Source organism: Pseudomonas sp. MWU12-2345, from assembly GCF_023242385.1.
Lineage (GTDB): Bacteria > Pseudomonadota > Gammaproteobacteria > Pseudomonadales > Pseudomonadaceae > Aquipseudomonas > Aquipseudomonas gingeri_D.
In genome coordinates, this window is the sequence record NZ_JALLJA010000012.1 from 185,668 (window position 1) to 206,384 (window position 20,717).

The window sequence follows — 20,717 nt, forward strand, 5'->3', positions numbered from 1 at the left end:
AACTTGTGGGAGCGGTGCTTGCCCGCGAAGCTTTTAGCGGTATCAAGGTCCTCTTCGCGGGCAAGCACCGCTCCCACAAAAGCGTCCGTAAGCTCCACCGTTATCTCAAGCCGCCCGCACCAACCGCAACCCCGCGATCACCAGCGCAAACACCGCCAGACTGGTGTTGTACAACGCCAGCGCCGGAAACCCGGCCAGCAGCGCCAATACCGCCAAGGCCCGCCCCAAACGCCCCGGCGCGACAAAAGCCAATAGCGCCGCGACCAACGCCGTCCAGCCCAGCGCCTTGAAGTGGATCAACCAGCCCAGGTTGGAGCGCGCCTGGCACTGCCAGCGCGACGCCTCGTCCAGGCACAGCCCGACCCACTGCCCGTCCTCCATCAATCCATAACGCACGCCATAACTGGCAGCCAGCCACAACGGCAGGACAATAAGCAGCAGAACCAGCGGCAAACGGCGAGACATGGACAACTCCGATAAGCGAAAACGGCGCCCAGCATAATCGCCAGAACCACCTATGCAAGCGCTCACCACATATAACTGTTCGGCAAACTGCGGCAAAGTGTATCGTTGCCAGGCAATTACCCGTCGCCCCCCCATCTAAAATGCTTTTTTAGCGTCGGGACATGGCACTTCGGCAGTACCCCGATGGTCATAGCCTGCGAACCTCATTCAGTGCTTTCCTTCAAAGGGATGTAGTCATGCTCCGTTCTCTGCGCCTCGCTGCCTTTATCGGCGGTCTCATCTTGAGTGCGTCCGCCCTGGCAGTCGATGTCGACGCCGCCAGTTATGGCTACCCGCTGACCAACCCGTTCGAAGCGACCATCGCCACCACGCCACCGGCGCTGCGGCCGAAACTGCCCGACGACGACAGCATCCACCAGGCCGACTACAGCCTCAAGTTGCGCCCCGAGCGCGACTTCATCCTTCCGGACAATTTCTGGGCGGTGAAGAAACTCACCTACCGCCTGGCCCAGCAGGATCACCCGGCACCGCTGATCTTCCTGATCTCCGGCACCGGCGCACGTTATGACAGCAGCATCAACGAGTACCTGAAAAAGCTCTATTACCAGGCCGGCTACCACGTCGTACAGCTGTCATCGCCCACCAGCTTCGACTTCATGAGTGCCGCCTCGCGCTTCGCCACCCCCGGTATCAGCCAGGAAGACGCCGAGGACATGTACCGGGTCATGCAGGCGGTACGCGCCCAACAACCGAAACTGCCGGTGACCGAGTACTACCTCACCGGCTACAGCCTCGGCGCCCTGGATGCCGCCTTTGTCAGCAAGCTGGATGAAACCCGGCGCAGCTTCAACTTCAAGAAAGTCCTGCTGCTCAACCCGCCGGTCAACCTCTACACCTCGGTCACCAACCTCGACAAGCTGGTCCAGACCGAGGTCAAGGGCATCAAGAACACCACCACCTTCTATGAGCTGGTGCTGGGCAAGCTGACCCGCTACTTCCAGCAGAAGGGCTACATCGACCTCAACGACGCCCTGGTCTACGACTTCCAGCATTCCAAGCAACACCTGACCAATGAACAGATGGCCATGTTGATCGGCACCACCTTCCGCTTTTCGGCGGCGGACATCGCCTTTACCTCGGACCTGATCAACCGCCGCGGCCTGATCACGCCGCCCAGGTACCCGATCAGCGAAGGCACCAGCCTCACGCCGATGTTCAAGCGCGCCCTGCAGTGTGATTTCGACTGCTACCTGACCGAACAGGTGATCCCTATGTGGCGCGCCCGCAGCGACGGCGGCAGCCTGCTGCAACTGATCGACCAGGTCAGCCTCTACGCCCTCAAGGACTACCTGCACGACAGCCCGAAAATCGCCGTGATGCACAACGCCGACGACGTCATCCTCGGCCCTGGCGACCTGGGTTTCCTGCGCAGCACCTTTGGCAATCGTCTGACGGTCTACCCCCATGGCGGCCACTGCGGCAACCTCAATTACCGCGTCAACGCCGACGCCATGCTGGAGTTCTTCCGTGGCTAAATCTCTTTTGTTGATCGCAGCCCTGCTCTGCGCAACCCCTGCCCTGGCCGACAACAGCAAGGCCCACGATCCCGTGATACATGACTCGGACGGTTTCACCGAGCCATTGACCAAGCTCAAGTTCAACCCGGGCCTGGACCAGCGTGAGTTCGAACGTTCGACCCTCAACGCCCTGAGCGTCTACGACCCGTTGGAGTCCTGGAACCGCCACGTCTATCACTTCAACTACCGCTTCGACGAGTGGGTGTTCCTGCCGGCGGTCGATGGCTACCGCTATGTCACGCCGACCTTCCTGCGCGAGGGGGTGAGCCACTTCTTCAGTAACCTGGGGGACGTTTCCAACCTGCTCAACAGCCTGTTCCAGTTCAAGGGTAAGCGCGCGCTGGAAACCACCGGGCGCCTGCTGCTCAACACCACCATCGGCGTCGCCGGCCTGTGGGACCCGGCGACCAAGATGGGCCTGCCACGCCAGACCGAAGACTTCGGCCAGACCCTGGGCTTCTATGGTGTACCGGGCGGGGCGTACCTGGTGCTGCCGTTCTTCGGGCCGTCGAACCTGCGCGATACCACGGGGCTGGTGTTCGACTTCGCCGCCGAATCACAGATCAACTTCCTCAACGTTTCCCAGGTCAGTTCCGACCACCCGGAGATCTATCTGCTGGAGGCCATCGACAAGCGCTACACCACCAGCTTCCGTTATGGTCAGTTGAACTCGCCGTTCGAATACGAGAAAGTCCGCTACGTCTACACCGAGGCGCGCAAGTTGCAGATTGCTGAATAAACCCGGACCTTGCAGGGCCTGTTCGGGATATTAAAGACCCACAGGCCTGACAAGGACATAAGCATGTACCACCTGATCGCAACTGACCTGGACGGCACCCTGCTGCTACCGGATGACCGCATCGGCGACTATTCCCATGGGGTGCTCAAGCGCCTGTTGGAGGCCGGCAAGCATGTGGTTATCGCCACCGGGCGCAGCCAGCCCGATGTCGAGGCGATCCTGCGGCCCTACAACCTGAAGGTTCACCTGATCACCGCCAACGGCGCACGGGTCAGCAGTGCCTGCAAGACCCTGGACGCCAGCGAGCATCTGTCGCCGCAGGCGGTGCGAGCGCTGCTGGATGCCACCCGGCAAGACCCGAACCTGGTGACCAACCTGTATGGCCAGTCCCAATGGTTCACCAATGCCGATAGCCAGTTGCTGAAGAGATTCATGCAGAACGAAGGCTTTCCTCCCACGGTAGTGACTGGCGATGAGTTCCCCATCGAGGCGGTGGAGAAAGTCTTCTTTATCCACAAGGACAAGGACCATGAAGCCCTGGCGATCCTGGATGAACAGCTCAAGCGCCTGGTGGGCGATCAGGTGCACAGCACCTTTTCCTCGCCCTTCTGCCTGGAAATGATGGCCAGCAGCGTGTCCAAGGGCAGTGCCCTGAAGAAACTCGCGGACTTCCTGCAAGTGCCGCTGAGCCAGTGCATCGCATTTGGCGACGGGATGAACGACGTGGAAATGCTCTCGAGCATCGGCAAGGGGCTGGTGATGGGCACAGCTCACGCCAAGGTGTTCCAGGCCCTGCCCGGGCATGAAACCCTGGGCAGTTGCAGCGAGGAATCAGTGGCCCGTTATCTGGCGGCGAACCTGCTGACAGCTTAATCAACAGACTGTACACAGTCCCTGTAGGAGCATGGCTTGCCAGCGAAGCCTTTGGCGGTCTTACGGGCCCCTTCGCGGGCAAGCCCTGCTCCTACAAACTCCACGGTGCTTTCAAGATCGACATAAGACTGACTGGCCTCGAAGCAGGTCTGGGGCCTACAGCGCCGATGCCGTCTGCGCCACCAGCGAAACCTGCGGCAACCCGAGGAACCGGCACAGCTCATCGCGCTTGGCCAGCGCATCACGACGCCCCAGCTCGATCAACTCGCTGCAATAAGACGCCTCGAACAGCAGGTAGCTCAGCACCCCGGCACCGCTGGTCCGGGTCGCCCCCGGCCCGCGCAGGAAAAAGCGCAATGCCGCCGGCAGCTCATGGCGATGGCGCGCGGCGATTTCATCGATCGGCTGGCTCGGTGCGATCACCAGCACATCCACCGGCGCCAGGCCCAGGCTGCGCGGTTGTGTCGGCAACATCCGACTGAACTGATTCAAGCGCTGCAGCAACTCGATATCGCTTTCCAGGCTGTCGATAAACGTACTGTTGAGCATATGCCCGCCAATCTGCGCCAGGCTCGGTTGCTGTCCGCTATACGTCCGCTCGGTGGCCGTGTCGACACCCCGCGGGTTGCCACTGACCCCCACCACCAACACCCGGGTCGCCCCCAGATGCAGCGCCGGACTGATGGGCGCCGACTGACGCACCGCACCGTCACCGAAGTACTCCTGGTCCAGCTTGACCGGGGCAAACAGCAGCGGGATCGCCGAACTCGCCAGCAAGTGCTCCACCGTCAGCCGGGTCGGCACGCCAACCCGGCGATGGCGCAACCAGGAGTCGATAGCGCCCTTGCCCTGATAAAAGGTCACCGCCTGGCCGGACTCATAACCAAACGCGGTCACCGCCACGGCGTGCAACTGCTGTTGCTCGATGGCGTGGTCGATACCCGGCAGGTGCAGTTTGTCATTGAGCAGGTCGCGCAAGGGCGAACTGTCGAGCAACGCCACCGGTACTTGCGCGCCCATGCCCAGCAGGCTGTGACCGACAAAGCGGCTGGCCTGGCGTATCACACCCGGCCAATCGCTACGCAGCACCAGATGGCTGCGAAACCCTTGCCAGAACGCGGTCAGGCGCTCGATCGAGGCGGTGAAATCCATCGCCCCGCTGGCCAGGCTGACCGCATTGATCGCCCCGGCCGAAGTGCCGACGATCACCGGAAAGGGATTAGGCGCCCCCTCGGGCAAGAGCTCGGCAATCGCCGCCAGCACCCCCACCTGATAGGCCGCGCGCGCGCCCCCTCCAGAGAGAATCAGGCCGGTGACCGGTTCAGCTGGGCTCATCGCGACACTCCATTAATCAGTAACATCCTGATACACCACGCCTGCCCCCCGCCGCAACACCCGGATGGTTTTATCGGCGTTTTGGATAGAGTTTGGGCTCCCCCGGCGGCCGGCTCTTGAAACGGCGATGGGCCCAGAGGTACTGCTCCGGGCATTCGCGCAGCGCCACCTCGACCCATTGATTGATCCGCAGGCAGTCAGCCTCTTCGGTTTCCCCTGGGAAGTCCGTCAGCGGCGGATGAATCACCAGCCGATAACCACTGCCGTCGGCCAGGCGCTGCTGGGTGAACGGCACCACCAGCGCCTTGCCCAGGCGGGCGAACTTGCTGGTGGCGGTGACGGTGGCCGCCTGGATACCGAACAGCGGCACGAACACACTCTGCTTGATCCCGTAGTCCTGGTCCGGCGCATACCAGATCGCCCGACCGGCGCGCAGCAACTTGAGCATGCCGCGCACATCGTCGCGCTCGACCGCCAGGGAATCGAGGTTGTGCCGCTCACGGCCACGGCGCTGGATAAAATCGAACAGCGCATTGCTGTGCTCGCGGTACATGCCGTCGATGGTATGGCGCTGGCCGAGCAAGGCCGCGCCGATCTCCAGGGTGGTGAAATGCAGGGCCATCAGGATCACGCCCTTGCCCTCACGCTGAGCGTTCTGCAGATGTTCGAGGCCTTCGATATGAGCCAGCCGTGCCAGGCGCGGCTTGGACCACCACCAGCTCATGGCCATTTCGAAAAAGGCGATCCCGGTGGACGCGAGATTTTTCCGCAGCAGTTGGTCGCGCTCGGCGTCGGACAACGCCGGAAAACACAATTGCAGATTACGCGCGGCAATGGTCCGTCGGTCGGCGGACACCCGATACATCACCGCCCCGAGAAAACGTCCCAGCCACAACAGGAGCCCATAGGGCAACTGGACAATCAGCCACAGCAAGCCCAACCCCAGCCATAGCAGCCAGTAGCGGGGATGAAGAAAAGCAGCTCGAAAACGCGGGCGATCCATGGGTGATTCCGGACAGACAACAAGGCCGCGCATTCTACAACGGTTCGCGGCGGCTTGCGGCCCGAGGGCGTTCTCGTTATAAGTCTCGGCACTTTTAGTGACAAGCTGCGTTATCCCGACCATGAGCCAAACCGAACTGCTAGACCAGGATCCCGTGTTCCAGCTGAAGGGCAGTATGCTCGCCATCACGGTGCTGGAGCTGGCGCAGAACAACCTCGACGCCCTCGATCGGCAACTGGCGGCCAAGGTCGCCCAGGCCCCGAACTTCTTCAGCAATACCCCACTGGTGCTGGCGCTGGACAAACTGCCGGACGGCCAGGGCCCCATCGACCTGCCCGGGCTGATGCGCGTCTGCCGCCAGCATGGCCTGCGCACCCTGGCGATCCGCGCCAACCGCATCGAAGACATTGCCGCCGCGATTGCCATTGACCTGCCGGTGCTGCCGCCGTCCGGCGCCCGCGAACGGCCGGTCGACCCGACTGAAGGCCTGGAAAAGAAAAAACCGGAAAAGCCACCCGAGCCGACCATCAAACCGACGAAGATCATCACCTCGCCGGTACGCGGCGGCCAGCAGGTCTACGCCCAGGGCGGCGACCTGGTGGTGATCTCTTCCGTCAGCCCCGGCGCGGAACTTCTCGCCGATGGCAACATCCATGTTTATGGCCCCATGCGCGGTCGCGCCCTGGCCGGCATCAAGGGCGATACCAAGGCGCGGATTTTCTGCCAGCAACTGAGTGCCGAACTGATCTCCATCGCCGGCCAGTACAAGGTTTCCGAGGATTTGCGCCGCGATCCCTTGTGGGGCACCGCTGTTCAGGTCAGCTTGTCGGGCGACGTGTTGAACATCATCCGGCTTTAACGGATACTTGCCGCCATTTCCAAAATGTCACCTTCTCGTAGCGAAAACAGCTCGAACGGTGTGGGAAATCGCGAAAGGTAAGAATAACCCGAGGCTCTTCAGACTTTTCCTCGATTTCCAACCGACGCTACACGACTACAGTTATTTTTTAGTGACGTTCTTCAGGGGCTGAAAGTCCTTTTTTCCTTTAGGGGTGATACACCTTGGCCAAGATTCTCGTGGTTACATCCGGCAAGGGTGGTGTGGGTAAGACCACCACCAGCGCCGCCATCGGTACCGGCCTCGCGCTGCGGGGCCACAAGACAGTGATCGTCGACTTCGACGTCGGCCTGCGTAACCTCGACCTGATCATGGGCTGCGAGCGTCGCGTGGTGTATGACTTCGTCAACGTCGTCCAGGGCGAAGCCAACCTGCAGCAAGCCCTGATCAAGGACAAGCGCCTGGAAAACCTCTACGTGCTGGCCGCCAGCCAGACCCGGGACAAGGACGCGCTGACCAAGGAAGGCGTGGAAAAGGTCCTGATGGCCCTCAAGGAGGATTTCGAGTTCGTCGTCTGCGACTCCCCGGCCGGTATCGAGACCGGTGCCCACCTGGCCATGTACTTCGCCGACGAAGCCATCGTCGTGACCAACCCCGAAGTGTCCTCGGTGCGTGACTCCGACCGCATGCTCGGCCTGCTGGCGAGCAAATCGCGCCGCGCCGAGAACAACGAAGAGCCGATCAAGGAACACCTGCTGCTGACCCGCTACAACCCCGAGCGCGTCAGCAACGGCGAGATGCTCGGCGTCGAAGACGTCAAGGACATCCTCGCGGTGACCCTGCTGGGCGTGATCCCCGAATCCCAGGCGGTGCTCAAGGCCTCCAACCAGGGCGTGCCGGTGATTCTCGACGACCAGAGCGATGCGGGCCAGGCCTACAGCGACGCGGTCGACCGCCTGCTGGGCAAGACCGTGGAACATCGCTTCCTCGATGTGAAGAAGAAAGGACTCTTCGAGCGCCTGTTTGGAGGCAACTAAGCAATGAACCTTTTTGACTTCTTTCGTGCCAGCAAAAAAGTAAGCACCGCGTCGGTCGCGAAAGAGCGTCTGCAGATCATCGTGGCGCACGAACGCGGCCAACGCAGCACCCCGGATTACCTGCCGGCCTTGCAGAAGGAACTGGTGGAGGTCATCCGCAAGTACGTCAATATCGGGTCCGACGACGTGCACGTGGCGCTGGAAAACCAGGGCAGCTGCTCGATCCTGGAACTCAATATCACCCTGCCCGATCGTTGATCGATCCGGCCGGAGCCACGGCGGCCCGGGACCTGGCCTTTCTGTAGGAGCGAGCTTGCTCGCGATGGACGTCAACGATAACGCGGGGCAGCTGATGCCCAGCGGTGTCCTGGCTACCATCGCGAGCAAGCTCGCTCCTACAGGAGGCTGGGCCTCGGGCCGCCGTTGGCGTTTGTTACGAGACTGTTTTAATGCCGCTGTCCAATATCCATATCCTCCATCAGGATGCCGCCGTACTGGTGGTGAACAAGCCGACCCTGTTGCTCTCCGTCCCTGGCCGGGCCGATGACAACAAGGACTGCCTGATTACCCGCTTGCAGGAAAACGGCTACCCCGAAGCCCGTATCGTCCATCGCCTGGACTGGGAAACCTCGGGGATCATCCTGCTGGCCCGCGACCCGGACAGCCACCGCGAACTGTCGCGACAGTTCCACGACCGGGAAACCGAAAAAGCCTACACCGCACTCTGCTGGGGTCAACCGGAGCTGGACAGCGGCAGCATCGACCTGCCCCTGCGCTACGATCCGCCGACCAAGCCACGCCATGTGGTCGACCACGAGTTCGGCAAGCACGCGCTGACCTTCTGGAAAGTCCTGGAGCGTTGCGGCGACTGGTGCCGGGTGGAACTGACCCCGATCACCGGGCGCTCACACCAACTGCGGGTGCATATGCTGTCCATCGGTCACCCATTGCTCGGTGATGGTTTGTACGCCCATCCACAGGCCCTGGCCGCCTGGCCACGACTGTGCCTGCACGCCAGCATGCTGAGCTTCACCCACCCGCAAAGCGGCGAACGCCTGCGCTTCGAGTGCCCGGCCCCGTTCTGAGAGACTGGGAGCGGCATCGGGGCAAGTCCTGCTTGGGCGACCCGGCATTACCCCGCCCCCTGTAGGAGCTGGCTTGCCGGCGATAGGGCCCGTGAGAACGCTGCAAACCTCAAGGCCCTCATCGCCAGCAAGCCGGCTCCTACAAGATACGGTAAACTCTCGGCACTGCTGTCTGGAGCTACTTATGCGCGAAGAGTTGAACCAAGGCCTGATCGACTTCCTCAAGGCCTCCCCTACCCCGTTCCATGCCACTTCCAGCCTGGTTCAGCGCCTGGAAGCGGCGGGCTACCAGCGTCTCGACGAGCGCGAGACCTGGCACACCGAGGCCAACGGTCGCTACTACGTCACCCGCAATGACTCTTCGATTGTCGCCATCAAGCTCGGCCGTGCCTCGCCGCTGCTGGGCGGCATCCGCTTGGTCGGCGCCCACACCGACAGCCCGTGCCTGCGGGTCAAGCCGCAGCCGGAACTGCAACGCCAGGGCTTCTGGCAACTGGGTGTCGAAGTCTACGGCGGCGCCCTGCTCGCCCCCTGGTTCGACCGCGACCTGTCCCTGGCCGGACGCGTGACCTTCCGCCGCGACGGCAAGGTCGAGAGCCAGTTGATCGACTTCAAGCTGCCCATCGCCATCATCCCCAACCTGGCGATCCACCTCAATCGCGAGGCCAACCAGGGCTGGGCGATCAACGCGCAGAACGAGCTGCCGCCGATCCTCGCGCAGTTCGCCGGTGACGAGCGGGTCGACTTCCGCGCCGTGCTCACCGAGCAGCTGGCCCGCGAACACGGCCTCAATGCCGACGTGGTGCTCGATTACGAGCTGAGTTTCTACGACACCCAGGCCGCCGCGGTCATCGGCCTGAACGGCGACTTTATCGCCGGTGCGCGCCTGGACAACCTGCTGTCCTGCTACGCCGGCCTGCAAGCGCTGCTCACCGCCGACAGCGAGGAAACCTGTGTGCTGGTCTGCAACGACCATGAGGAAGTCGGCTCCTGCTCCGCCTGCGGCGCCGACGGCCCGATGCTGGAACAGACCCTGCGCCGCCTGCTGCCGGAAGGCGATGAATTCGTACGAACCATCCAGAAATCCCTGCTGGTCTCGGCGGACAATGCCCACGGCGTGCACCCCAACTATGCCGACAAACACGACGCCAACCATGGTCCCAAGCTCAATGCCGGGCCGGTGATCAAGGTCAACAGCAACCAGCGCTACGCCACCAACAGCGAAACCGCCGGGTTCTTCCGTCATCTGTGCATGGCCGAGGAAGTGCCGGTGCAAAGCTTCGTGGTGCGCAGCGACATGGGTTGCGGCTCGACCATCGGCCCGATCACCGCCAGCCACCTGGGGGTGCGTACGGTGGACATCGGCCTGCCGACCTTCGCCATGCACTCGATCCGCGAACTGGCCGGCAGCCATGACCTGGCGCACCTGGTGAAAGTGTTGAGCGCGTTCTACGCCAGCCGCGAGTTGCCATAGAACCCGAGAGCGACACAAAACCTGTAGGAGCAGGGCTTGCCCGCGAAGAACGATAACGCGGTTACCCTGATACACCGCGGCGTCCTTGCGATTCGCGGGCAAGCCCTGCTCCTACAGTTCAGCGTTATCCTCCAGGTCTGATACACACCCGCCAAACCGACCTAGACTCAAGGTATCCCCCTCGACCAGGTCGTTGTCATGATCACGCCCTTCGCTTTCCACACCATGCTGATTCCCATCCTGGGCGGCATGCTGATGTTGGCCGTCGGTTTCAACTTTCGCGAGCGCAACGCCGGGGTCCTGCTGATCTGGGTCGGGATGCTGTTCATCCTTGGCACCGTGGTCTACAAGATCCTCGCCCAGTTGACCGATTAAATGCATTGGCCCCACGGCTGACGTACACTTCGTCGACCCGTATCGTCCATGGTTGACTGCCCAGTGTTTGCCCGCCTTCTCGCCTTGCCCGCCGCTTTATTCATCTGCCTGCTGACCCTCCTGCCATTGGTCAGCGCCGACGCAGCCGGCCTGCCGAGCCTGCTGGCCAGCGCGGAAAAAACCCAGCCGGTCCCCAGCGAGCCCCTGGCGCAATCCCTGGATGAGGTGATCAAGAACCTGGAGAACGACCAGCAACGCGCCAAGCTACTGAGCGACCTGAAGAAGCTGCGCGACAGCACCAGGAAAGCCCAACCGGCCACCGAAGAAGGCGTGCTGGGGCTGATCGGCAGCACCCTCGCCGGCTTCGAAAAACAGTTTTCCGGTGACGACAGCCCCCTCAGTCGCTGGTCGGAAGAATTCGACCTGGCCAAGGGTGAACTGATGGACCTGACGCTGCCGGCCAGCGAGTGGGTACCGATGGTCTTCGCCTTCGCCCTGATCCTCGCGCTCTGGAGTTTCCTCGCCTGGGCCATGATCTGGCTCGGGCGCCAGGTGCGCCTGCGCTTCGGCCTCAGCGAGGAATTGCCGCAACACCCGCGCACCGTCGACCTGCTGCGTTTCGCCCTGCGCAAGCTCGGGCCCTGGCTGATCGCCCTGCTCATCACCGTGTACATGAGCTACGCCCTGCCCTCGTCCCTGGGCAAGAACCTGGCGATGGTGCTGGCCTACGCCCTGGTGGTCGGCACCTTGTTCTCGGCCATCTGCGTGATCGCCTTCTCCGTGCTCGACGGCCAGCATCGCCATCAGGCCCTGTACATCCTCCGCCGCCGGGCCTTCCGGCCGCTGTGGCTGATCGGCAGCTTCGCCGCCTTTGGCGAGGCCCTCAGCGACCCACGGATGATCGCCAGCCTCGGCAGCCACCTGGCCCACACCGCCGCGACCTTCGCCAATGTCATGGCGGCGCTGTCCACTGGACTGTTCATCGTGCGGTTCCGCCGCCCCATCGCCCACCTGATCCGCAACCAGCCGCTGTCCCGGCGCCTGAACCGCCGCGCCCTGAGCGACACCCTGGCGATCCTCGGCACCTTCTGGTTCGTCCCGGCGCTGATCCTGGTGGCGATCTCGCTGTTCGCCACCTTCATCTCCGCCGGCGACACCAGCACGGCCCTGCGCCAGTCGCTGATCTGCACCGTGCTGGTGGTGTTGTGCATGGTGATCAACGGGTTGGTGCGCCGCCACGCCCTCAAGCCCCATCGCGGCCACAAGCGCCATGCCCTGTACTCCGAGCGCCTGAACAACTTCGGCTACACCCTGGTGCACCTGGCGGTGTGGCTGGTGTTTATCGAACTGGGCCTGCGGGTCTGGGGCATGTCGCTGATCGGCTTCACCGAGGGCGAGGGGCATGAGGTCAGCGTCAGGCTGTTCAGCCTCGGCGGCACACTGATCTTCGCCTGGCTGGTGTGGATTCTCAGCGACACCGCCGTGCACCACGCCCTGACCCGCTCGCGCAAAGGCCTGGCCAATGCCCGGGCGCAGACCATGATGCCGCTGATCCGCAACGTGCTGTTCGTGGCGATCTTCATCATTGCGCTGATCGTCGCCCTGGCGAACATGGGCATGAACGTCACGCCGCTGCTGGCCGGTGCCGGTGTGATCGGTTTGGCGATCGGCTTTGGTGCGCAGTCGCTGGTGGCGGACCTGATCACCGGCCTGTTCATCATTATCGAGGACTCCCTGGCCATCGACGACTACGTCGACGTCGGCGGCCACCTCGGCACGGTGGAGGGGCTGACCATCCGCACGGTGCGGCTGCGGGATATCGACGGGATCGTCCACACCATTCCGTTCAGCGAGATCAAGAGCATCAAGAACTACTCGCGGGAGTTCGGCTACGCGATCTTCCGGGTGGCGATCCCGTACAACATGCCCATCGACAACGCGATCAAGCTGATGCGCGATGTCGGCCAGAAGATGCGCAGCGATCCGTTGCAACGGCGCAATATCTGGTCGCCGCTGGAGATCCAGGGGGTAGAGAGTTTCGAGTCCGGCAGCGCGATCCTGCGCGCTCGGTTCAAGACCGCGCCGATCCGGCAGTGGGAAGTTTCCCGGGCCTTCAACCTGGCGCTCAAGCGCACCATGGACGAGGCCGGACTGGACCTGGCGACGCCACGCTTGAGTGTGCAGGTGGTTACAGCGGGCGGTGGTCCGGAAACGGAAGCCACACCCAAATCCTGAGACGGCCACAGCAATCTTGAGTGCTCAGCTGAAATCCTGAGCCCACAATTGAACCTGTGGGAGCGGAGCTTGCCCGCGAAGCTTTTAGCGATATTGAGGACCCCTTCGCGGGCAAGCTCCACTCCCACATAAGCCCGCTCGCCACAAGACCCTACTCAACTTCAAGCCCCCTCGGATCCAACTGCGGGTTAAACCACATCCACCCCGACATGAATCGCATCATGTCGCCAGAACTCCAGATCGCAATCGATCAGCCGTTCGTGCTGGTCATAGTTGACCCGGGCAATCCGCAAGCCCGGGCTCCCCACCGACACCCGCAACGCCGCGGCCGCCTCGACCTGCAGTGACGTCGGCACAATCTCGAACCTGACCCGCCCGTAATGCAGGTCGTAATGCCGGGCATACAGCTCGGTGATCGACTGGTTCAAATCAAACTCCAGAATCCCCGGGAAATACTGTGGATTGAGGTAATGCTCGACATACAGCACCAGCCGCTCATCGATCCGCCGCGCCCGGCAGATCTGGATCACGCTGGACAAGGCCGGCAACTGCAACCAGTCACACACCGCCGCCGACGCCGGCTGCAAACGCGCCGAAATCACCTGGGTCGACGGCACCCGCCCCTGGGCACTGACCATTGCGTGAAAGTGGCTACGCTGCATCAGGTTATAGGCCAGGCGCGGCGGCGAAATAAACCAGCCCCGACGCTCCTCGCGATAGATCAGCCCCTGGGCCTCCAGTTGCAACAAGGCCTCACGCACGGTGATCCGGGTGGTACCGAACAACTCACTGAGTTTGCGCTCGGCGGGCAATTTGCTACCCGGTGGCAACAAGCCGTGTCCGATCTGCTCATGCAGGGCCTGACCGATGGCTGTCACCGCCTTTGGAGCCTCTTCACGCATCAACGTTACCTATCTGGACTAGACCAGCACTGTTTTAGGGCACAACCGCACGGGATCGCGGTCTCCAGTTGTAATGCCCAGCCTAGGCAATACAGATGACTGATATGTGACAAAGCGACGAAACGGTGCATGTGCACGGTCGTTCCATAATGATCAATCCCTTTAATATCAGCTAGTTAACTATGGTCTACGCTTAACGGGGTGTTCATGAACACCACCGATAAAAAACCTTGCAGGACTGATGCCGACATCAAAGTGTCATCCAGCAAGCTTAAATTGGCTCAGGTATTGCTGACCTAGACCAAACGATTCAAACCACCGCACTACTTTTTATAAAAATCGCCGCGTTGAAAACGCCCAAAGGAGCTTCGGATGAAACAGCTTTTCCTGGCATCACTGTTAGGCTCGACCATTGCCCTGTGCACCTCGGCCATGGCTGCTGGCACCGATTTGAAAGCACTGGAAACCGCCGCCAAGCAAGAAGGCGCCGTCAACAGCGTCGGCATGCCCGATGACTGGGCGAACTGGGCCGGCACCTGGAAAGACCTGAGCGACAAGTACGGCCTCAAGCACATCGACACCGACATGAGCTCGGCCCAGGAAGTGGCCAAGTTCGCCGCCGAGAAAGACAACGCCAGCGCCGATATCGGCGACGTCGGTGCCGCCTTCGGCCCGATCGCGGTCAAGCAGGGCGTGACCCAACCGTACAAGCCAAGCACCTGGGAACAGGTTCCGGCCTGGGCGAAGGACAAGGACGGCAACTGGGCACTGGCCTACACCGGCACCATCGCGTTCATCGTCAACAAGAAGCTGCTGCACGGCTCCGAAGCGCCGAAAAGCTGGTCTGACCTCAAGACCGGTAAATACAAGGTTTCCATCGGTGACGTGAGCACCGCTGCCCAGGCCGCCAACGGCGTACTGGCCGCTGCCCTGGCCAACGGTGGTGACGAGAAGAACATCCAGCCCGCACTGCTGATGTTCGCCGAGATCGCCAAGCAGGGTCGCCTGTCGCTCGCCAACCCGACCATCGCCACCATGGAAAAGGGTGAAGTCGAAGTCGGCGTGGTCTGGGACTTCAACGGCCTGAGCTACAAGGCCAAGATGGCCAACCCGGATGACTACGTGGTGCTGATTCCATCGGACGGTTCGGTGATCTCCGGCTACACCACCATCATCAACAAATACGCCAAGCACCCGAACGCGGCCAAGCTGGCGCGTGAGTACATCTTCAGCGACGCCGGCCAGGTCAACCTGGCACGCGGCAACGCCCGTCCCATCCGTGCCGAGCACCTGACCCTGCCGGAAGACGTGAAGGCCAAGCTGCTGCCTAACGAGCAGTACAAGAAAGTCACGCCGATCAAAGATGCCGATGCATGGGAAAAAACTTCCAAGGCACTGCCGCAGAAGTGGCAGGAAGAAGTCATCATCAACATGCAATAACCCACAACCATTGTTCCCGCACGGTAGCGGGAACAATGGGCTCCCCTGTAGGAGCGAGCTTGCTCGCGAGGGTCGCCGGTACACCGCGGGGCATCAGGTTTCCCGCGTTATCGTTGACGTCCATCGCGAGCAAGCTCGCTCCTACCGGGGGAGGTTGATATTCCCCTTCATGACGAGGCCCGGTCTATGCCGCACAACGTTATCCTGGTCGTGCTCGATGGCCTGAACTATGAGGTCGCCCGCCATGCCATGGGCCATCTCCAGGCTTACGCAGGCGCAGGACGCGCGGCGCTGTACAAACTGGAATGCGAGTTGCCCTCGCTCTCAAGACCGCTCTACGAATGCATTCTGACCGGTGTGGCTCCGATCCGGAGCGGCATCGTGCACAACCACGTCTCGCGCCTGTCCAACCAGCGCAGCGTGTTCCATTACGCCCGCGACGCCGGCCTGAGCACCGCCGCGGCGGCCTATCACTGGGTCAGCGAGCTGTACAACCGCACGCCCTTCGTCGCCGCCCGTGACCGGCACACCCGGGATGAAAACCTGGCGATCCAGCACGGCCATTTCTACTGGGTCGACCACTACCCCGATTCCCATCTGTTCGCCGATGCTGAAAGCCTGCGCCTGCAACACGCGCCGAACTTCCTGCTGGTGCACCCGATGAACATCGACGACGCCGGCCACAAGCACGGCCTCGACACCGCGCAATACCGCAACAGCGCGCGCTCGGCCGACATCATCCTCGCCGACTACCTGCAAGGCTGGCTCGACGCCGGCTACCAGGTGCTGGTGACCGCCGACCACGGCATGAACAACGACCGCTCGCACAACGGCCTGCTGGCCGAAGAGCGCGAAGTGCCGCTGTTCGTCCTCGGCGAAGCCTTCAGTTTCAACCCCGACGCCACGCCCCTACAGACGCAGCTCTGCGGCACCATCTGCGAGCTGCTGGGCGTCCCCCATGACAAACCTGTATGCCGGGAGTTGTTGAAGTGAATTCACTCACCCGTGGCAAATGGCTCGCCGTGCTCTGCCTGGTGCCCTTTGCCCTGTTCTTTATCGTGTTCGAGATCGCGCCGCTGGTGTGGGTGCTGATCAACAGCGTGCAGTCGGAAGACGACGGCTGGGGCCTGGCCAACTTCAGCAAGATCTTCAGCTCGAAGTTCTACCTGCAGGCGATCCAGTACAGCCTGGAAATCAGCTTCTGGTCCAGCGTGTTCGGCATGCTGATCGCCGTGCTCGGCGCCTACTCCCTGCGCCGGGTCGACTCGCGCCTGCGGGACTTCGTCAACTCATTCGCCAACATGACCAGCAACTTCGCCGGCGTGCCGCTGGCCTTTGCGTTCATCATCCTGCTGGGCTTCAACGGCACCTTCACCATCATGCTGAAACAGGCCGGGATCATTCAGGATTTCAACCTGTACTCGAAAACCGGCCTGATCATTCTCTACACCTACTTCCAGATTCCCCTCGGCGTGCTGTTGCTCTACCCGGCCTTCGACGCCCTGCGCGAAGACTGGCGCGAGTCCGCCGCGCTGCTCGGCGCCGACGGCTGGCAGTTCTGGCGGCATATCGGCCTGCCGGTGCTGACCCCGGCACTGCTGGGCACCTTCGTCATCCTGCTGGCCAACGCCCTCGGCGCCTACGCCACGGTGTATGCCCTGACCACCGGCAACTTCAACGTGTTGCCGATCCGTATTGCCGCCATGGTTTCCGGCGACATCAGCCTCGACCCGAACATGGCCAGTGCGCTGGCGGTGGTGCTGGTGGGCCTGATGACCTTCGTGACCGTGATCCACCAGTGGCTGTTGAAAAGGAGCTACCATGTCGCGCGCTGAACCCGGCTCCGCCGCCCTGTACCACCGCGGGGTGGTCTACCTGCTGTTCCTGATCCTGCTGCTGCCCCTGGCCGGCACCCTGATCTACTCCCTGGCCAGCAGTTGGTCGGCGACCATCCTGCCCGCCGGTTTCACCTTCAAGTGGTACCTGCAACTGTGGAGCGACCCGCGCTTCCTCAATGCCTTCGGCCAGTCGCTGATCGTCTGCGTCGGCTCCCTGGTGTTGTCGGTGGTGCTGATCCTGCCGCTGCTGTTCGTGGTGCACTACCACTTCCCCAAGCTCGACGCGCTGATGAACATCCTCATCCTGCTGCCCTTCGCGGTGCCGCCGGTGGTGTCCTCGGTGGGCCTGTTGCAGCTCTACGGTTCCGGACCGTTCGCCATGGTCGGCACGCCGTGGATCCTGATCGGTTGCTACTTCACCGTGGCCTTGCCGTTCATGTACCGGGCGATCACCAACAACCTGCAGGCGATCAACCTGCGCGACCTGATGGACGCCGCCCACCTGCTCGGTGCCAGCACCTGGCAGGCAGCGTTCCTGGTGGTGCTGCCGAATCTGCGCAAGGGCCTGATGGTCGCGCTGCTGCTGTCGTTCTCCTTCCTGTTCGGCGAGTTCGTGTTCGCCAACATCCTGGTCGGTACCCGCTATGAAACCCTGCAGGTGTACCTGAACAACATGCGCAACAGCAGCGGCCATTTCACCAGCGCCCTCGTGATTTCCTATTTCCTCTTCGTGCTGGTGCTCACCTGGGTCGCCAACCGTTTGAACAAGGACAAAAGCCAATGAGCTTCATCAGTGTCCAGAACCTGAAAAAAACCTACGCCGGCACCACGGTGTTCAGCGACATCAACTGCGAAATCGCCAAGGGTGAATTCGTCACCCTGCTCGGCCCGTCCGGTTGCGGCAAGTCCACCCTGCTGCGTTGCATCGCCGGCCTGACCTCGGTGGACGGCGGCAAGATCCTCCTCGACGGCCAGGACATCGTCCCGTTGAGCCCGCAGAAACGCGCGATCGGCATGGTGTTCCAGAGCTACGCGTTGTTCCCCAACATGACCGTGGAACAGAACGTCGCTTTCGGCCTGAAGATGCAGAAGGTCAATGCCGACGACAGCCACAAGCGCGTCATGGAAGCCCTCAGGCTGGTGGAACTGCACGACTTCGCCGCGCGCTACCCGCACCAGTTGTCCGGCGGCCAATGCCAGCGCGTGGCCCTGGCCCGCTCCCTGGTCACCCGCCCGCGCCTGCTGTTGCTCGATGAGCCGCTGTCGGCCCTCGATGCACGGATTCGCAAACACCTGCGCGAGCAGATCCGGGCGATCCAGCGCGAGCTGGGCCTGACCACCATTTTCGTCACCCATGACCAGGAAGAAGCCCTGACCATGAGTGACCGGATCTTCCTGATGAACCAGGGCAAGATCGTCCAGAGCGGCGACGCCGAATCCCTCTACACCGCGCCGGTGGACGTGTTTGCCGCCGGCTTTATCGGCAACTACAACCTGCTCGACGCCGACGCGGCCAGCCGCCTGCTGCAACGGCCGATCAACAGCCGCATCGCCATTCGCCCGGAAGCCATCGAACTGCGTGCCGAGGGTGAACTGGACGCGCTGATTCGCGGTCACAGCTTGCTGGGCAACGTGATTCGTTACCGGGTCGAGGCCCGGGGCGTGGAACTGGTGGTGGACGTGCTCAACCGCTCGGCCGCCGACCTGCACCCCGAAGGCCGGCGTTTGTCGCTGTCTATCGATCCGAGTGCCCTATGTGAGGTAGCCTGATGTCCTTAGCGCGTTTGAAGAGAGAGCAGTACTGATGGCCCTGGCAATTTTTGATCTGGACGACACCCTGATCCACGGCGACTGCGCCACCCTCTGGAGCGAGCAGATGGTGCGCCTGGGTTGGGTCGACCCGGAGACGTTCATGCAGCGCAACAACGAGCTGATGGACGCCTACGGCAAGGGTGAACTGGCCATGGAAGACTACATGCTGTTCAGCCTGGAGCCGATAGCCGGGCGCACCCCGGAAGAAATCGCCCACCTGGTCGGGCCCTGGGTCGAAGACGTGATCGAGCCCTTGATCTACAGCGACGCCTGCAAGGCGATTGCCGCCCACCGCGCGGCGGGTGACCGGATCCTGGTGATCTCGGCGTCGGGCATCCACCTGGTCAAGGCAATTGCCGAGCGCGTCGGCATCGACGAAGTGCTGGGCATCGACCTCGATATCCTGCACGGCGTCTACACCGGCCACACCGTCGGCACCCTCACCTACCGCGAAGGCAAGATCGTGCGCTTGATGGAATGGCTGGATGCCGAAGGCGAGAACCTGGAAGGCGCTAGTTTCTATTCGGATTCGCGTAATGATCTGCCGTTGTTGCTCAAGGTGGATCACCCGCAGGTGGTCAATCCCGATCCGGTGCTGCGTGAGCAGGCGGAGAAGGCCGGGTGGCCGGTTCACGTCTGGAGCTGAGACAGGGCAAGGGTTGATGCCCGTCAGTTAAACACGATCCCAAGCCCGGCAGACGTGTGGCGAGCGGGCAAGCCCTACGGCATCAGGGCAAGCCCGCACGATGAAAAACTGCGTCTACTATCAGACATGACAACCCGAACAGACCATCAGACCAACGGTACGCATTTCCCTCCTTGACCTGTCATTTCTGACAGTAGACACAGCACCTCATCCGCGGGTTAATAAATCCCCTGCCCACTGCGCAGCATCCCTTACCACAGCAATACGGCATTGAAGAGTGGACTTGCTGTGGGTTTCTGAATAACGGCTGGGTATGCGGAACTGCGCCCGCCGTTAACAAGCCCCTCGACGCGGGGTGAAATTCGGTAGGGTTTGTTTTCAGAAAACCCCTTTCGGGAGTTTGATGAACATGATGCGTGTCGAATATTATCTGGGACACGTCATGAAAATGACATCACTTATAATCCTCGCACTCGCTTTGTTATCGGGCTGTACAATTCAGTCGCCGACGTTACCCGCGAATATTCAGAGCTATAACGCCAATGAGCGCGCGGGCGCGGAAACCGCCCGACAGCTGACTGAGCGCTATAACGACAGAGCCGCTAATTGCGGTTCCGCCAGCTTGGCGGCCTTTCTATGCTCAGGCATTATTTTCCGAGCGACCAAAGCAGGTAGTTACCACGTCTGGGATCCATATCGACCCTCAAGCGATTCATCCGCTTCCAGCCCCCACGTACGCCGCCTCGACCTATAAGGTGGCCGTGAATTATGGCGGACAGACCGGCTATAGCGTCAGGGTTCGCTGGACAGGCACCACCACTCGCGACACTGAAACACAGGATGTGACCACCGGCCGATCCAACACCTTTGATATCCCCAGCGCCTGGATTACCGAGAACAGCGGAAAAACCGTGCTGATCAATTATTCGATCGTCCGTACGAACAGTAGCGAGCAGCGGATATTCTCTCAGGTGCTCAGGGTCAATTTTTGAATCACCTCACTCATCAAGCCCCCACTGCGTACACGCGATGGGGCCCCATGA

At 61.9% G+C, this 20,717-nt stretch carries 21 protein-coding genes; 17 read left to right on the forward strand and 4 right to left on the reverse strand.

The features are described from left to right. Positions 1-105 precede the first annotated feature (105 nt). Complete coding sequence (locus M5C71_RS22645) at positions 106-465, reverse strand: hypothetical protein (RefSeq protein WP_103498755.1); 360 nt, start codon at positions 463-465, stop codon at positions 106-108. Positions 466-701: 236 nt separating this feature from the next. On the opposite strand from M5C71_RS22645, the gene M5C71_RS22650 reads away from it, so the two are divergent. From M5C71_RS22650 to M5C71_RS22660, 3 genes are all read left to right on the forward strand, one after another. Then, the gene (locus tag M5C71_RS22650) at positions 702-2,000 is read left to right on the forward strand and encodes a serine/threonine protein kinase (protein ID WP_248768752.1); all 1,299 of its coding nucleotides are present in this window, start codon (positions 702-704) and stop codon (positions 1,998-2,000) included. Continuing rightward, the gene (locus tag M5C71_RS22655; protein ID WP_248768753.1) at positions 1,993-2,781 is read left to right on the forward strand and encodes a VacJ family lipoprotein; all 789 of its coding nucleotides are present in this window, start codon (positions 1,993-1,995) and stop codon (positions 2,779-2,781) included. The genes M5C71_RS22650 and M5C71_RS22655 overlap by 8 nt, the downstream gene beginning before the upstream one ends. Before the next feature lie 63 nt (positions 2,782-2,844). After that, positions 2,845-3,654, forward strand: a complete 810-nt coding sequence (locus M5C71_RS22660) for a Cof-type HAD-IIB family hydrolase (protein WP_248768754.1) — start codon at positions 2,845-2,847, stop codon at positions 3,652-3,654. A gap of 156 nt (positions 3,655-3,810) precedes the next feature. On the opposite strand, the gene M5C71_RS22665 is transcribed toward M5C71_RS22660, so the two are convergent. Together M5C71_RS22665 and M5C71_RS22670 are read right to left on the reverse strand one after the other, a co-directional pair. Then, entirely contained in the window at positions 3,811-4,989 is a 1,179-nt protein-coding gene (locus M5C71_RS22665; protein WP_103498751.1) for a patatin-like phospholipase family protein, read from the reverse strand. Between the two features lie 70 nt (positions 4,990-5,059). After that, on the reverse strand, positions 5,060-5,992 hold the full coding sequence (locus M5C71_RS22670) for a lipid A biosynthesis lauroyl acyltransferase (RefSeq protein WP_152737193.1): 933 nt from the start codon (positions 5,990-5,992) through the stop codon (positions 5,060-5,062). 121 nt (positions 5,993-6,113) lie between these two features. On the opposite strand from M5C71_RS22670, the gene minC reads away from it, so the two are divergent. The 7 genes from minC to M5C71_RS22705 all read left to right on the forward strand — a co-directional run bounded on the left by minC (position 6,114) and on the right by M5C71_RS22705 (position 13,036). Continuing rightward, positions 6,114-6,851 carry a septum site-determining protein MinC gene (gene minC / locus M5C71_RS22675; RefSeq protein ID WP_103498749.1) on the forward strand — a complete coding sequence of 246 codons (738 nt, stop codon included), beginning with the start codon at positions 6,114-6,116 and terminating at the stop codon, positions 6,849-6,851. A 203-nt stretch (positions 6,852-7,054) separates the two neighbouring features. Continuing rightward, positions 7,055-7,867 carry a septum site-determining protein MinD gene (minD, locus tag M5C71_RS22680; RefSeq protein WP_100940886.1) on the forward strand — a complete coding sequence of 271 codons (813 nt, stop codon included), beginning with the start codon at positions 7,055-7,057 and terminating at the stop codon, positions 7,865-7,867. 3 nt (positions 7,868-7,870) lie between these two features. Next, a complete protein-coding gene (gene minE / locus M5C71_RS22685; RefSeq protein ID WP_007898843.1) occupies positions 7,871-8,125 on the forward strand; it encodes a cell division topological specificity factor MinE in 255 nt (84 codons plus the stop codon). Between the two features lie 191 nt (positions 8,126-8,316). Next, on the forward strand, positions 8,317-8,952 hold the full coding sequence (locus tag M5C71_RS22690) for an RluA family pseudouridine synthase (RefSeq protein WP_100940887.1): 636 nt from the start codon (positions 8,317-8,319) through the stop codon (positions 8,950-8,952). A gap of 184 nt (positions 8,953-9,136) precedes the next feature. Then, a complete protein-coding gene (locus tag M5C71_RS22695) occupies positions 9,137-10,426 on the forward strand; it encodes a M18 family aminopeptidase (RefSeq protein ID WP_100940888.1) in 1,290 nt (429 codons plus the stop codon). A gap of 198 nt (positions 10,427-10,624) precedes the next feature. Next, positions 10,625-10,801 carry a hypothetical protein gene (locus tag M5C71_RS22700; RefSeq protein WP_178129737.1) on the forward strand — a complete coding sequence of 59 codons (177 nt, stop codon included), beginning with the start codon at positions 10,625-10,627 and terminating at the stop codon, positions 10,799-10,801. Positions 10,802-10,864: 63 nt separating this feature from the next. Next, on the forward strand, positions 10,865-13,036 hold the full coding sequence (locus tag M5C71_RS22705; protein ID WP_248768768.1) for a mechanosensitive ion channel domain-containing protein: 2,172 nt from the start codon (positions 10,865-10,867) through the stop codon (positions 13,034-13,036). Between the two features lie 188 nt (positions 13,037-13,224). Here M5C71_RS22705 and M5C71_RS22710 read toward each other — a convergent pair whose 3' ends face one another. Beyond that, positions 13,225-13,938 carry a UTRA domain-containing protein gene (locus M5C71_RS22710; RefSeq protein WP_103499359.1) on the reverse strand — a complete coding sequence of 238 codons (714 nt, stop codon included), beginning with the start codon at positions 13,936-13,938 and terminating at the stop codon, positions 13,225-13,227. Positions 13,939-14,310: 372 nt separating this feature from the next. Here M5C71_RS22710 and M5C71_RS22715 point away from each other — a divergent pair, with 372 nt between their 5' ends. From M5C71_RS22715 to M5C71_RS22745, 7 genes are all read left to right on the forward strand, one after another. Beyond that, entirely contained in the window at positions 14,311-15,378 is a 1,068-nt protein-coding gene (locus M5C71_RS22715) for an ABC transporter substrate-binding protein (protein WP_248768755.1), read from the forward strand. A 186-nt stretch (positions 15,379-15,564) separates the two neighbouring features. Next, entirely contained in the window at positions 15,565-16,371 is an 807-nt protein-coding gene (locus M5C71_RS22720) for an alkaline phosphatase family protein (protein WP_248768756.1), read from the forward strand. After that, positions 16,350-17,213, forward strand: coding sequence for an ABC transporter permease subunit (locus M5C71_RS22725; RefSeq protein WP_248747574.1), 864 nt, complete (start codon positions 16,350-16,352; stop codon positions 17,211-17,213). The genes M5C71_RS22720 and M5C71_RS22725 overlap by 22 nt, the downstream gene beginning before the upstream one ends. Continuing rightward, on the forward strand, positions 17,200-18,000 hold the full coding sequence (locus M5C71_RS22730; protein WP_103499152.1) for an ABC transporter permease: 801 nt from the start codon (positions 17,200-17,202) through the stop codon (positions 17,998-18,000). Before M5C71_RS22725 ends, M5C71_RS22730 begins: the two co-directional genes overlap by 14 nt. Next, a complete protein-coding gene (locus M5C71_RS22735) occupies positions 17,997-18,986 on the forward strand; it encodes an ABC transporter ATP-binding protein (protein ID WP_103499153.1) in 990 nt (329 codons plus the stop codon). The genes M5C71_RS22730 and M5C71_RS22735 overlap by 4 nt, the downstream gene beginning before the upstream one ends. A 34-nt stretch (positions 18,987-19,020) precedes the next feature. Next, positions 19,021-19,674: an HAD family hydrolase gene (locus M5C71_RS22740; RefSeq protein WP_248768757.1), complete on the forward strand. Its 654-nt coding sequence runs from the start codon at positions 19,021-19,023 to the stop codon at positions 19,672-19,674. A gap of 755 nt (positions 19,675-20,429) precedes the next feature. After that, entirely contained in the window at positions 20,430-20,666 is a 237-nt protein-coding gene (locus M5C71_RS22745) for a hypothetical protein (protein WP_248768758.1), read from the forward strand. Positions 20,667-20,717: the final 51 nt, after the last annotated feature.

Bases quoted from the DNA above. Each gene is read 5' to 3' on its own strand.
- minE (WP_007898843.1), top strand. From the start codon at position 7,871: ATGAACCTTTTTGACTTCTTTCGTGCCAGCAAAAAAGTAAGCACCGCG.
- M5C71_RS22700 (WP_178129737.1), top strand. From the start codon at position 10,625: ATGATCACGCCCTTCGCTTTCCACACCATGCTGATTCCCATCCTGGGC.
- M5C71_RS22645 (WP_103498755.1), bottom strand. From the start codon at position 465: ATGTCTCGCCGTTTGCCGCTGGTTCTGCTGCTTATTGTCCTGCCGTTG.
- minC (WP_103498749.1), top strand. From the start codon at position 6,114: ATGAGCCAAACCGAACTGCTAGACCAGGATCCCGTGTTCCAGCTGAAG.
- M5C71_RS22710 (WP_103499359.1), bottom strand. From the start codon at position 13,938: ATGCGTGAAGAGGCTCCAAAGGCGGTGACAGCCATCGGTCAGGCCCTG.
- M5C71_RS22650 (WP_248768752.1), top strand. From the start codon at position 702: ATGCTCCGTTCTCTGCGCCTCGCTGCCTTTATCGGCGGTCTCATCTTG.
- M5C71_RS22660 (WP_248768754.1), top strand. From the start codon at position 2,845: ATGTACCACCTGATCGCAACTGACCTGGACGGCACCCTGCTGCTACCG.
- M5C71_RS22670 (WP_152737193.1), bottom strand. From the start codon at position 5,992: ATGGATCGCCCGCGTTTTCGAGCTGCTTTTCTTCATCCCCGCTACTGG.
- M5C71_RS22695 (WP_100940888.1), top strand. From the start codon at position 9,137: ATGCGCGAAGAGTTGAACCAAGGCCTGATCGACTTCCTCAAGGCCTCC.
- M5C71_RS22690 (WP_100940887.1), top strand. From the start codon at position 8,317: ATGCCGCTGTCCAATATCCATATCCTCCATCAGGATGCCGCCGTACTG.
- M5C71_RS22740 (WP_248768757.1), top strand. From the start codon at position 19,021: ATGGCCCTGGCAATTTTTGATCTGGACGACACCCTGATCCACGGCGAC.
- M5C71_RS22725 (WP_248747574.1), top strand. From the start codon at position 16,350: ATGCCGGGAGTTGTTGAAGTGAATTCACTCACCCGTGGCAAATGGCTC.
- M5C71_RS22720 (WP_248768756.1), top strand. From the start codon at position 15,565: ATGCCGCACAACGTTATCCTGGTCGTGCTCGATGGCCTGAACTATGAG.
- M5C71_RS22665 (WP_103498751.1), bottom strand. From the start codon at position 4,989: ATGAGCCCAGCTGAACCGGTCACCGGCCTGATTCTCTCTGGAGGGGGC.
- M5C71_RS22715 (WP_248768755.1), top strand. From the start codon at position 14,311: ATGAAACAGCTTTTCCTGGCATCACTGTTAGGCTCGACCATTGCCCTG.
- M5C71_RS22735 (WP_103499153.1), top strand. From the start codon at position 17,997: ATGAGCTTCATCAGTGTCCAGAACCTGAAAAAAACCTACGCCGGCACC.
- M5C71_RS22730 (WP_103499152.1), top strand. From the start codon at position 17,200: ATGTCGCGCGCTGAACCCGGCTCCGCCGCCCTGTACCACCGCGGGGTG.